Origin of the sequence: Flavobacterium terrae (assembly GCF_900142035.1) — a bacterium.
Lineage (GTDB): Bacteria > Bacteroidota > Bacteroidia > Flavobacteriales > Flavobacteriaceae > Flavobacterium > Flavobacterium terrae.
In genome coordinates this window covers 243,526-256,275 of the sequence record NZ_FQZI01000003.1, presented here as the reverse complement: position 1 = coordinate 256,275, position 12,750 = coordinate 243,526, and the positions used below count along the sequence as shown (strand labels likewise).

The following is a 12,750-nucleotide window of genomic DNA, read 5'->3' as shown; positions in this document are numbered from 1 at the left end:
CAACTTTTTTATTTTTTTAATTTGCTGAAATTGAAATTCTTTATAAACATTAATTAAAAGTCAAAAAACAAAAACACTTTTTAATTGACATATTTTTCTTACATTTATCCCAAAAGAAAGAATATGTCATTACCTCAATTAGGTCTTTCTATGTCAATTACTGATAATGAAGGATCTCCATTATATGCTGGTGTAGGTCAAAGAGAACTCATAACTACTTTTGACTCGGCATTAACTAAACACACTATTACTATTGTAATTACTGACGAAGAAGTTGGTAAAGTAAATGTTAGTCTAAAAAAAGGAACTAAAACTTCCGATGTAGAATTGGTTACTTACAAAATGAGTATCACAGATGATAAAACAAACGAGACTAACTTTTATGAGGTTACTAGAGATACTCTTCTTTTAAAAGAAATCAAAAACAAATCGATTAGTAAATTCAAATTCTTGGGAATAGAATGGTTTAAAAGACAAATTTCAAATTTGCCCTCAATTTCTTATGAACCTTTAAAAACTGCCATTGATTATTTTGAAGTCTCAAGGTATAGAACTATGAGGGATAATTATATGTCTTATAGTTTGAAAAAAGGTATCACAGTAGCTCATTTAGTCGCTGGTCAATTACCAGAAAATATTTTCAAGGAAACTAAAAATGAAAATTTTTTCTGTGTAATTGATAATAGTGATGGACAAAGATTTATAGGTGACATTAGATATAGAGAAAAGTTCATAAAAACTATTCCAAATGTTGAAATTCAGGTTATGAAAAGAAATAAGACAATTAAAGAAATTGAAATTGATAAATCTGGTAAAGTAAATAAAATTGTCTACATATAATGTACGGAGTTTATTATAAAACGCCAATAAGCTTTAAAGACTTAATGGCAAAAAAAGAAATCGATAAAACTAATTTAGAGCATTCAATAGCTCAATATATCAATTTAGTAGCTACAACATCTTTTGGTGAATGTAAGTTTGATGAAATGTTTGGTTGTAAAATTTGGGAAATGGATTTCGATTTGCTTTCAGACCAGAACACTCTTAAAGATAAAATTCGTGATGCTTTAAAAGTGGCAATTAAAACTTATGAATATAGACTTGATGTAACTGATATTGAAGTTAATATTACTGAAGCTAAAGCAGTTTCATATAACAATAATCTTCGTATGAAGAAAAAAGTTAATGTTACTGTAATGGGTAACGTTAAAAAAACAAATAGAGACTTTAACTTTTTTGGTTACTTTTTTGTGGGACCACTATCATACATTTAAAATTTATGGAAATTCAAGAACGTATTAAAGATAGAATTTTAAAAAGAGCAGCCAGGGTTTGGGGTTATAGTGATAGTGAGTTAGAAACATCCTTTGATCCTATTGTTGCAATGTTATTAGAAGCTTGTGCTTCAGAATTAGAAAAACTATCTGTTGAACTTAATAATTCAGATGCAAGAATAATCGAACGATTGCTCGAAATAATGTCTCCAGCGTCAAATACTGGAGCACTTCCTTCAAGAACAATTATTCACGCCACTCCTTCAGAAAACAATTATAAATTGATGTTAGAGCATCAGTTCCATTGCAAAAAAAGTATTCCTAATATTTATGATCCAATAAAACCGATTATAAAAGAAGTTTATTTTGGTCCAACTGGTAATTTTATGCTTTCCAGCGCTGAAGTGGAATTAATGGCATTTGATAAATCATTATATACTTTTAATAAAGGTGTTCACAAAGAGTTTTTATTGAAGTCTAATAATTCATCATTGCCACAATCTAATTTATGGCTTGGAATCAAATGTCTTGAGCCAAATGAAATTTTAAAGCAATTGATGTTTTTTGTTGATGTGAAAAATACACATCAAAGAGAAGTATTTTACCATTACTTAAAACAAGCAAGAATATTTTTAGGAGATGAAGAACTTAAATTCAAAGAAGGATATAATGCTATAACAAAAGAATTAGATGTCGATGCAATTGTAACAAAAAATTACAATCGAATTAATCAAATTTATTCTGAAGTAAATACTTTTTATTTTGACAAATTTTTTCATTTAACTGAAGATATTGCACTAAGCGATTCTATTTTCAAAGCACCAAAAGAAATATTAGAAGTATTTGATAATGATAAAATTAGCGCTTTAAAAGATGTTTTGTGGTTACGTATTGAGTTTCCTGAAGTGATTAATAGTGCAATTTTTGAAAATATAAATTTTGCTCTAAACTGTTTTCCAGTTATTAATAAAAGACTAATAAATTTAGCTCAAAGAATAGATCCTTATATCAATTATATTCCATTAATAAATACTGATCACTTTTTAGATCTAGAAGATATAACAGATTCTAGAGGTTTTGATTATCATTTAAAAGATTTTTCAAATAAAGCATTAGAAGCAGGTCATGCGAGTTTAAGAAGTAATGGTGTAAATAGATTTGATGAACGTAATGCATCCGAAATGATGCAATATCTTTTAGAACTATTAAAAGATGAGAGTGCTTCTTTTTCTGTTTTAGGTGGTGATTTTGTGAGAAGTATTATTGGTGAAATGAATCAACTTATTGCTACGCTTGAACAGCAAACAAAAGAAAGTTCATTTCTAAAATCTAATTTTCCATATGTAGTTATTAAATCTAAATTATTAGATGATAGAACGGAGAATGATACCTTTTTTGTCAACTTTTGGTCTACATGTGGAGAAGATGCTAACGATATAAAACCTGGAACAAAATTAGAGCTACCTTTTGGTTCAGATTTTATAGGGAATTCCATGTATTTAGTTGAGCCAAGTGTAGGAGGGAAGACAAGACTTACTTCAAGAGAAAAAATATTATCTTATAGAGAAGCTTTATTATCTCATGGAAGAATAGTGACATTTGCTGATATTAAGACATTCTGTTTAAAGCATTTTGGACACACAATTTCTAAAATAGAAGTAGATAAGGGAACTAAAATTGATCCATCATTAAACACAGGATTTGTAAGAACAATTGATATTAAAGTTTATAAAAATACTGATGAAGACATTCAGTTTTCTGATAATGAATGGAATTATTTGTGTGACAATTTAATGCATAAATTGGATCAAGTTTCATCAAACATTTATCCATACAGACTCATTGTAAATTAATAAAAAAGGAGCTTTTTAAGCTCCTTTTTGTTATTTGATATCCCAAATTAAATCGTTGTCTTTTAAACTGACAGTTACATTACTTCCTTCAAGTACTTCATTAGCAATTATTTTTTTAGCTAATGGTCTTCTCAGTTCAGATCGTATAATTCCTTTTAAAGGTCTTGCTCCATAAGTTGCATTAAAACCATTGTCTACTAAAAAAGACTTTGCTTCTTCAGAAATTGTGATTGAAATTTCTAGTGATTTAAGTAAATCGTATAACTCTTTTTTAAGATGAATTTCAAAAATACCAAGAGCGTTTTCTTTAGAAATTGGTGCAAAAGGAATGATTTCTGTCAAACGACCTAAGAATTCTGGTCTAAAATGTTTAGTCATAATTTCCATCAATTGATTTGATGATGGATAACCGCTTCCATTTGTAATTGATTCAACAATAAATTGTGAACCAATATTTGAAGTAAATAAGATTAAAGCGTTAGAAAAATCACCTTCTTTACCTAAGCGATCGTGAAGTTTTCCTTCATCCATAATTTGTAAAAAAACGTCAAAAACAGAAGGGTGTGCTTTTTCAATTTCATCAAAAAGTACAATAGAGTAGGGCTTTTGTCTAATTTTATTCACAAGTAATCCTCCGTCTTCATAACCAACATATCCTGGAGGTGCTCCATATAATAAGGCCGCCGAATGTTCTTCTTTAAACTCCGACATATCAAAACGGATAATAGCACTTTCATCTTGAAAAAGAAAATCAGCTAATGATTTTGCTAATTCTGTTTTACCAGTTCCAGTTGGACCAAGAAAGAAAAATGATCCTATTGGTTGACCAGCTTTACTTAATCCAGATCTGGATTCTAAAACAGATTCAGAAACAATTTCGATGGCTAAATCTTGGCCAACCACTCTTTTCTTTAAGATTTCCTCCATGTTTTGCAAACGATCTTTTTCTTCTGTTTGTAATTTTCCCAGAGGAATATTTGTTTTTTGCGCAACAATAGCTCCTAAGTCAATAGGTTCAATATGTTCTTTTTTACTTTGAGCGATAGGAGTAAGCCTTTCTAAAAGGTTCTCTAATTTTGAAATTAAAGTGTCAGCATCAATATCAGTTAAATTTTCATCTTCAATGTGCTGCTCCTGAGTTAGTAGATAATGTGTTTTACGTTTAATGTCTTCATATAACCATTTTGCCTCTTGTAATTTAGCTTCATCATTTAATTCTTTAATTTTTTCAATTTTAGTTGATAAAACCTCTTTCTCAGAAAGAAATGATTCTCCTGCAGTTTTAATTACAGACATTGTTCTGTCTAATAAGTTAAGTGCCGATTCAGGAAGGCTTTTTTCTTTTAAGTAACGTTTAGACAAACGAATTGATTCTCTAATTGTCTCATCATTAGTTTTAATTTTATGATGCTCGTTATAAGATTTTAAAGCTGTTTTGATGATTCTGAAAGCATTTTCGTCATCTGGTTCTTCAATTTTTATCATTTCAAACATTCCAGATAAGACTTCGTCTTTTTCTATTTTTTTGGTGAACTCATCAACAGTTGTGGTTGCAATTAAGGTAAGCCCTTTTGATAATTCACTTTTTAAAATACTTGATATTCCGGCGTTATCACTATTCTTATCTAATAGGACATGAATTCCGTCAATGACTAAAATAGCTTTGGGATATGATTTTAATTCTTGAATCAATTTTTTCAGTCTGTCCTCAATCTCTCCTTTATAAGAAGCTCCTGCTATTAGAGTAGCTAAATCCAATTCAAAAATTTCTGTATTTAATAGTTTTTCTGGAACTTGATTGTTTAGAATTGCATTTGTAAAACCATTAATAACAGACGATTTTCCAACTCCTGGATAACCATTGAGAAGAACATTGGGCTTTGAAAAGCGACATAAAATTTCTGTAATCTCTTTTATTTCTTTATCTCTACCAACAATCTCAATTTTATTCTTTTTAAGCTTTGCCGTTTTATTCGAACAATATTTGTGAATGTATTTAGAAATAGATCTTTCTGAAGGAAGATTCATTAATTCGGAGTTCAATTTTCCATCTTCTCTTTCTGTAAGTAATTCAGAGCGAGTCACAGGAAAACTTTTCATTTGATCAAAGTTGAAACCAACTCCAGGTGTTGCTAAGGCAACCATGGTTGCAAATAGATCTATTTCTTCCTTCCCAAGAATATCGCGGACAGCATCAGCTTCTGCGATGATATCGTCAATACTTTCATGCGCTTCAACTTCTGTTGGTTTGTTGGTTTTTGGAAATTCATCGATTCTTACTTCTGCCCATTCTTCAATAAAGAAAACATCTTTACCCATCGATTCTAACTCTTTTAGCAAGGTTAAATCGCGATGTAAAATTGCTTTTAGTAAATGCGCAGCAGTATAATGGTTTTGTTTTGCTTCACGAGCAATTCTTTTAGCTATTTCAAGAGCAGATTGAAGCTCCTCATGGAAAATTATATTTTCTGTAATCATCTTTTCTCTTTTATAATTAATCTTCTGTCCAACCTATAAGACCTTTTACTTTATAAGTGATGCTAAATCCATCAATACAGTTTAAGTTGTCTTTTGTAAGTCTGAATGATTCTATTTTAATTTCTTTTCCTTTTATTCTTTTGCAAAACTCCTCGAAGGATATTACCTGATCTCCGTTTTTAATTACTGGAATTTGATAATTGCCACAGATGTATTTGCTGAAATCTTCTTTCTCTTTAGTTTGATTTGCAACTTGATGAAGCAGTAATTCAAATTGATTTTCAGATATATCAGGAGCAAATTCACTTATATGTCTTTCGCGAGAGCGTGTTGGAATTGTTTTAAGAATTTTATCAGAAGCATCAGGTTTTGGATTTCCTTTTGGTTTGTAAAAAGCTTCAACAGGTTTTTCATACGTATATCCTTCTTCTAGCATCATTTCACTTTCTTTTTTAAATGCAGGACGTGGTTTGATGTAGATTATTTTTGAAGTTTTAAATTTATATTCTCCGTTTACAATTAATGTAACGGTTTTAGGGCCAGGAGTTCTAAAACTATAGTTTGGAAATTCATTTGTATTATCTATTTGTCCAGTTTCACCAAAACTCCATTCCCATGAGAAGGTTTCGTTTGTGTAATATTTATAGGTAAAATTTACTTTTTGCCCTACAGCAGCTATTTTTGGAGCTATTATCACTGGTAATTTTGTTCTATCAATGATTTCTCCATGATCTTTTATTTGTATTTTTTTTTCTTTCAAACAAAAACCATTTATAACTAAAGTTATAGTATAAATTCCGGGTTCTGTATATTTATGTAATACATGATTTTTAGTTTCACGAGGACTTCCGTCTCCAAAATCCCATTTCCAATTAGTAGCATTAGGTGTCTCGTTATGGAATTCAATTACTTCACCTACGGAGTAGTTTTCCGCTACAATGTAAAAATCAGAAGTGTCACAATCGACATGTTTTTTATATTTAAAACTAAATATTATAACACTCACTATTAATAATAAAACGAATAGAGATATAATTTTTGTTTCAAAATTTGAGAAGACCAGCTTAAAACTATTTTTGCTTTTTTTCATATCATTAATTGATAATTAATCATTAATCCAAATGAGGTGTTTTTTTATTTTATATGTTATTTCAACATTTATAATACAATTATTGTCATTTGTCGTCAGTCTTATTTTTGATATTTTTAATGTCTTACCAATTAGTTTTTTACAAAATTCATCGAAAGGCATAATTTTAGAATCGTTTATAAGAACCGGTATTTTATAATCTTCACATAAAAAATTTCCAAAATCATCTTTGGTTTTACTTTGTTTTGCTACTTGATGAAGTAACAATTCAAATTGTTCTTCTGAAATGGAAGGTGCAGTGTTATTATTTTTTTGAGACTCTTTATGTTTCTTTTTTGATGATGGAGGTACAACCGGTAATGTCATGGCAAACTCTTCTGCGGGATCAATTTGAGCAGGACCACGTCTTAATTTTAATGGTTTTATTTCAACATCTTCAGCATATGCTTGAGTTAATGCCTGTTCTTTAGGTTTTACTAGTATTGTTTTTGAAGTTATACTATTAATATTTCCATTGATTATTAATGTAATTTTTTTAACTCCAGGTGTTCGATAAATATGAGTAGGGTTACTATCGGTATTATCAAGTCTAGATGATTCACCAAAGCTCCATTCCCAAGAAAAAATATCTGTTCCGTTATAGTAATAGTCGAATATTACTTCTTCTCCAACCCTTACAACTGTTGGAGCTATAATTTCAGGGACTCTAATTCTTTTGGATAAATCACCAACAGATTTTATTACTACATCTTTATAAGTAATACAGTTGTCGTTTATTGTTAAAGTAACTCTATACTTTCCCGATTTTTTGTATATGTGAGTTGTGTTTTTATCAAAAGCATTTTTTGATCCATCACCAAAATCCCATTTCCAAGTACTTGCGTTTGGTGTTTCGTTAAAAAATTCTATAGTTTCTCCTTCTAATCTATTTTTTGCTACTACATAAAACGTAGAGTTTTCACAATCAACTGTATTGATAGCCTTTGTAAAAAAGAAAATAGATCCTATTATCATCAATGAAATAAACAATGCTAATATTCTATAATCAAAGTTTATGAGTAGATTTTGTAGGCTTCTTAAACCGCGATTCATGTTTTTTTTGTCACGAACTTAAAAAAAAAATGCAGTCTCTACTAATTTTTTATGAAAAATTTCTTACAATTAAATTTTTTGTGTAGATTTGAAAATGTAAGATATTTTTTACATGTTGATTTTCAGTTAATTAACTAAATTTCTTGCAAAATATTTTTTTCTTCACACAAAATTTATCCTTTTAAAATTTGTTTTTTTCATAAAAATTATATTTTTGTAAGTAATTACTTATAAATATTTATTGCTTTGAAAAAAATATTTCCAATTATTTTAATATTAATCATTGTTGTCTCTTGTGGCGCACCTAAATATATTGAAGAAGTTCCTTTGAAATTAAAGTATGATGAAGCAAAAATCAAAAAGACCTTAGGAATTAAAGAAAATCAAAATAATCAACGTTTAGTAGATCAGTATGAAGAAGGCTTAACAGATGAACAAATTAGAGTTAAAGAAAAATATGCAGTACTCTTAAGTGTAAGACCAGATGAAATTAAACGCTATGATTTCTATCAATACATTGATAAATGGCTTGGCACACCTTATGGAGCAAGATCATTTTCGAAAGATAGTTTAGCAATGGTGCCATTTGTTCAGGCTTTATATAGTAAGGCTTATAAAAAAAGTTTGCCTAGAACAGCTTTAGGAATTTTCAAATCAAAAGATATTGAACTTTTCTTGTCAAGAGTAGATTTGGAAGAAGGTGATTTTATATTCTTACGATATAATAAAGACAACCCCATTTCGGATGTTGCTATTTATCTTAAAAATGATAGAATACTAGCAACTACGAAATCCTCTGGTTTAAGAGTTTTTAATTTTAATGACGATTATTTTCAAACAAGATACTTTGCTTCAGGAAGAATAAAAGAAGATGAGGAAAAACAATAAGTAGAAGTATGGAAGAGATTTTTGATATAAAGAATAAGATTAATTCTATCCCTTACGATATTAAAGCAGAAGTTGTTCTTTCTTCTGTTTTAGAATCTTTTAAGAAGGATGGATCTGATTTTATTATAAATTATGAGGGTCAATTTAAAAGACCTTACAGTACAGATGTTTTAGGCTGTGAAGTAATTGATTACGATTATGATTCTACTCAATTCTTAAAAATAAATATTTCTAGAGATGGAATTTATGATGCTTTGCCTGAGGGAATTTTTCATTATCCTAAATCACAAAAAATAAACCAAGGTGTTGATGATATGACTAAGGAGTATCGTCTTCAACAAAAAGAAGAAGAAGAAGCTCGTCAGTTTTTTTTGCCTTTTGAAAATGAATTTTTTCTTGCAGGATTGCAACGAGAAAAAGCAGAAAAGGATTTCCTGTTTAAACTTAATGATGGAAAGCAAATTGATTTTCTATACGATTTCTGGGATTTAGATAAGTCATATCCTGAAATTTTGATGTCAAAATTCATTAGGTTACTTCCTTTTGTTCATAAAATTGTTGGTAAGCTAAATCATACTGCTTACTGTTTGCAATATATTTTGGATGAAGAGGTTGAAATTGTAGAGATAGGATATCAAGAATTAGCCGAAAGTCAACAAAATGTACGATTAAATGATTGTTGTCTTGGGCTCGATATGATTTCAGGAGCTTCCTACATGGATTATTCTTTAAATCTAGAATTTAAGATAGGATCTCTAAAAAATAGCCCTTTTCACGAATATATTCATGATGGTGGAATAAAGAAAGTTATCACCCTTTTTTACGAATACTTTTTGCCTGTAGAAATTGATGTCAAGACAACAATTTTATTATCAGAGGAAGTAGAATCATTCAATTTTAAAGATCAACAGCCTGTTTTAGGAATTACTACTAGAATATAAAATGAGACCAACATTTAGACCCAATTTTAAAGAATTAATAGATCCAAGTTTGTTAATTGTAGTAGCAATTTTATTGTTGCTAGGAGCAATTCTAACTATGTTTTTTACAGATAAAGTAAAAAATTTCAAAAGCGAATTTAAGACTAGGTATTATATCTACTTGTTTTCGGCAATTTTGGTATTTACTTTAGTTTCTTTTCTAGGACAATCAAAAACGATTAATTCATTATTTGATGAATTTGTGTTTTATCAAGTATTGTTATTTAGTTTAGGAGTTTTACACTGCATTGTTTACAGAACCTATCTAGGAAAGTATGAATTAGATAACATTTGGTTGGAAGGTATCTATAATTTGCTAATAGCTATTTTTGGGACAATACCTTTCTTATTACTATATACATACATGAATGGAATAACTTATTCCTTTAGTATTGTTTCAAGTATAGTAATGTTTTTAGTGCCAACATGGATTTATTCAACATTTAAATCATCAATTTCAATTCCTGCCAAAATATACAAAACTTGGCCTTTTCCTGAATTTGGAACTTTTTCAGAACCTAAAGATGACGAATTTAGAGATATGGTTGTCATAACATTTGTGTTCTACAAAAATCCTCATTCAAGTATTCGAACAGAGTTTAGAGCAAAATCCCCAATTCGTATGGATTTTGGACGTTTGTTTTATCATTTTGTCAATGATTACAATACTAGAAATTCAGATAGTCCGATAGAATTATTGGATGAGCTTGGAAATCCACAACATTGGGTTTTTTATCTAAAACCAAATTGGTATGGAGTTTCAAAATATATTGATCCTGACTTGACAATGTACATGAATGGAATTCAAGAGGACAGTACTGTCATATGTTTAAGAACCAGACCTATTGATGAAGCAAATTGGCAACAAGAATTGTTAGTTCCTCAAAATAGTTAATCACAAGTAAGAAGAGAGTTATGTTAGAAAAGTTAAATCATTTTCCTGTCAACTGGGTAGACGGAATGAAAATCAACAAATCCCATTTTATAGCGATGCAAGATCACATGAGTGATGTTGTAAGAGATGCTTTAGGAACACAAATGACCCCATTAAATTATGGATTGCTTCCTTTTGGAAACTCTGGGGAATCAGTTAAAATTTCATTGGTTATTGATAATCATAAGTTGTTAAGAGTAAAGGTAGAAGAGTGTCATGCTATTACTCCTAATGGATGTAGAATAGATATTAGTTCTAATAATGCTCATATGTTAAATCTGGAAATGCCATATCCAGAAGCTGTTTATGAGTTAGATTATGATCAAGACATGGTTTTGTTAGCAAATGTTTCGGTTAACTTATTTGATAAAAGACCGTTTGGTGATCCAGATCCTAATGAAAATCCACCAAGGTATCCTAATGTCATTCCTACCTTTAATCTTAATCTTGTGCCTGAAAAAAATGTTGATAACACGCAAGGAGGCTACCATTTAACTTTAGGAAAAATTATTATCAACAGAACAGAAAGTTATTTGATGGCAGATTATATTCCGCCATGTACTTCAGTAACAAGTCATCAAAAGCTTATTGATATACATACTAAAATTGATCGTTTTTTTGGCCAATTAGAGCTTTATTCAGTACAGATATCTCAAAAAATTAATCGTAAAAATCAATCAAATGAGCTTGCGATAATCATTCTTGATTTATGTCAAAAAATTATAACCTACTTAGGTAATAATATCAATTCGTTTAGATGGTTTACTATTTCTCAGCCACCAGCATATATGTTTGACACTGTTATTGCTTTAGCCAGAATAATGAAAAACTACATTGATTCAAAATCGGGTGCTGGAAAGGAAGAACTTTTGAATTATATAGCTGAATGGTGTGGCATTAGCCAAGGTGATTTTGAAGTGATGTTTACAGATTTAGTAAACGTAGGATACAACCATGTGCAAATTGATAAAACGGCTAAGAAAACATTACACTTTGTCAATGTAATTAGTGAATTGTTTACAACTCTTAATCACTTAGATTATATAGGTAAACGTAAAGACAATGGAATTTTTGTTAAAGAAAGATTAGAATTAGAAAGCGTTGCATTAGATACTTCAAAACGCAATAGAACATTTTTAGAAGATTAAACAATTATGGAAGTTTTAAATAAAAAAGAAAGAGCGAAATCTTTTTTAGCCTTTTTATGTGTGTTTGGAATTACAATGGCAGTAATTATTGGAGCAATTTTCTTTGATTATTATTTACCATGGAAAGAAAACAGCGAGCTTAAAAAAGAAAATGATTTAATGAGCAGAGAATTTATGTTTCAAGAAGAATTTGCAAAAAATATGGAAGATTTAAAATCTTCTATTGATTCATTAAATGCGCCTGGTCAAGATTTTTATTACAATCAGCAAAAAGCAATTTCTACTATTATAAGCATGCAACAATCTATACCAACAAAGGATAGCTTGATGAGAGATAATATGTATGACAACATTATACTTACAAACAGACAACTTATTGATGCTAAGAAAAGCATTCAGATGATGGGAGAAAGTAAAGAAGAAATGGATAAGCTTTTACAGCAAATAGAAACATACAAAAGTGAACTAGAAATAGTAAAGCGTGACCTAGAAGTTTGTCGTCAGATAAACAAAGCAAATTAAATAGTATTAACAATAAACAAATTAAATCTTATGTTATCAAATTACGGAATTGGAGGAAATGAGGTAAAATTAGATGCTAGCGAAGCAATTCTAGAAATCCCTCAAAACAGAACTTTAATTGCTCAAAAACTTACAGGAGATTCTCCAGTAAAACCTGAGCTAGTTGAAGGTTTAACTAATGTAGAACAAGTGTTTGCTCATTATAAACCAACTGCAAAAGTTTCTTTTGAAGATGCTGATGGAGCAACTAAAAATGAGGAATTAAAATTTAATAACCTTGGTGATTTTGGTGTTAAAGGAATTACTGCTCAAAGTAAATTCTTAACTAACATGGAAACTGAAAAAGATCAGTATCAAAAAATTATCAAGCAGTTAAAAACTAATAAAATCCTTAAGAGTGCATTAGAAAATCCTGATGCAAAAAAGGCTCTTTTAGAAACTATTGAAGAATTAATTTCTGAATTAAAATAAGAATAACAAAACACTAAAAA

At 29.4% G+C, this 12,750-nt stretch carries 12 protein-coding genes; 9 read left to right on the top strand and 3 right to left on the bottom strand.

Annotation, left to right across the window (positions count from 1 at the left end; translation table 11 throughout):
- The first annotated feature begins 123 nt into the window (after window positions 1-123).
- From BUC09_RS09165 to BUC09_RS09155, 3 genes are read left to right on the top strand one after another with little or no spacing between them, the layout of a single operon-like run.
- On the top strand, window positions 124-840 hold the full coding sequence (locus tag BUC09_RS09165; RefSeq protein WP_073310826.1) for a hypothetical protein: 717 nt from the start codon (window positions 124-126) through the stop codon (window positions 838-840).
- Window positions 841-884: 44 nt separating this feature from the next.
- Entirely contained in the window at window positions 885-1,274 is a 390-nt protein-coding gene (locus BUC09_RS09160; protein ID WP_234972538.1) for a GPW/gp25 family protein, read from the top strand.
- A 5-nt stretch (window positions 1,275-1,279) separates the two neighbouring features.
- The gene (locus tag BUC09_RS09155; RefSeq protein ID WP_073310822.1) at window positions 1,280-3,127 is read left to right on the top strand and encodes a type VI secretion system baseplate subunit TssF; all 1,848 of its coding nucleotides are present in this window, start codon (window positions 1,280-1,282) and stop codon (window positions 3,125-3,127) included.
- A 30-nt stretch (window positions 3,128-3,157) separates the two neighbouring features.
- Here BUC09_RS09155 and BUC09_RS09150 read toward each other — a convergent pair whose 3' ends face one another.
- From BUC09_RS09150 to BUC09_RS09140, 3 genes are all read right to left on the bottom strand, one after another.
- Window positions 3,158-5,605 (bottom strand): AAA family ATPase, encoded by a 2,448-nt coding sequence (locus tag BUC09_RS09150; RefSeq protein WP_073310820.1) that lies wholly within the window; start codon window positions 5,603-5,605, stop codon window positions 3,158-3,160.
- 16 nt (window positions 5,606-5,621) lie between these two features.
- Window positions 5,622-6,611: a PKD domain-containing protein gene (locus BUC09_RS09145; RefSeq protein ID WP_159432945.1), complete on the bottom strand. Its 990-nt coding sequence runs from the start codon at window positions 6,609-6,611 to the stop codon at window positions 5,622-5,624.
- A gap of 99 nt (window positions 6,612-6,710) precedes the next feature.
- A complete protein-coding gene (locus BUC09_RS09140; protein ID WP_073310816.1) occupies window positions 6,711-7,787 on the bottom strand; it encodes a PKD domain-containing protein in 1,077 nt (358 codons plus the stop codon).
- A 246-nt stretch (window positions 7,788-8,033) separates the two neighbouring features.
- Between BUC09_RS09140 and BUC09_RS09135 the strand changes: the two genes are divergently transcribed.
- The 6 genes from BUC09_RS09135 to BUC09_RS09110 are packed head-to-tail and all read left to right on the top strand — an operon-like array spanning window position 8,034 to window position 12,730.
- Window positions 8,034-8,675: a C40 family peptidase gene (locus tag BUC09_RS09135; RefSeq protein WP_084127171.1), complete on the top strand. Its 642-nt coding sequence runs from the start codon at window positions 8,034-8,036 to the stop codon at window positions 8,673-8,675.
- Between the two features lie 8 nt (window positions 8,676-8,683).
- Window positions 8,684-9,616 (top strand): hypothetical protein, encoded by a 933-nt coding sequence (locus BUC09_RS09130; RefSeq protein ID WP_073310813.1) that lies wholly within the window; start codon window positions 8,684-8,686, stop codon window positions 9,614-9,616.
- 1 nt (window position 9,617) lies between these two features.
- Window positions 9,618-10,550, top strand: coding sequence for a TssN family type VI secretion system protein (locus tag BUC09_RS09125; protein WP_073310811.1), 933 nt, complete (start codon window positions 9,618-9,620; stop codon window positions 10,548-10,550).
- Window positions 10,551-10,570: 20 nt separating this feature from the next.
- Window positions 10,571-11,737 carry a hypothetical protein gene (locus BUC09_RS09120; protein WP_073310809.1) on the top strand — a complete coding sequence of 389 codons (1,167 nt, stop codon included), beginning with the start codon at window positions 10,571-10,573 and terminating at the stop codon, window positions 11,735-11,737.
- A gap of 6 nt (window positions 11,738-11,743) precedes the next feature.
- Window positions 11,744-12,259: a type VI secretion system TssO gene (gene tssO / locus BUC09_RS09115; protein ID WP_073310808.1), complete on the top strand. Its 516-nt coding sequence runs from the start codon at window positions 11,744-11,746 to the stop codon at window positions 12,257-12,259.
- Between the two features lie 30 nt (window positions 12,260-12,289).
- Window positions 12,290-12,730, top strand: coding sequence for a hypothetical protein (locus BUC09_RS09110; protein ID WP_073310806.1), 441 nt, complete (start codon window positions 12,290-12,292; stop codon window positions 12,728-12,730).
- Window positions 12,731-12,750: the final 20 nt, after the last annotated feature.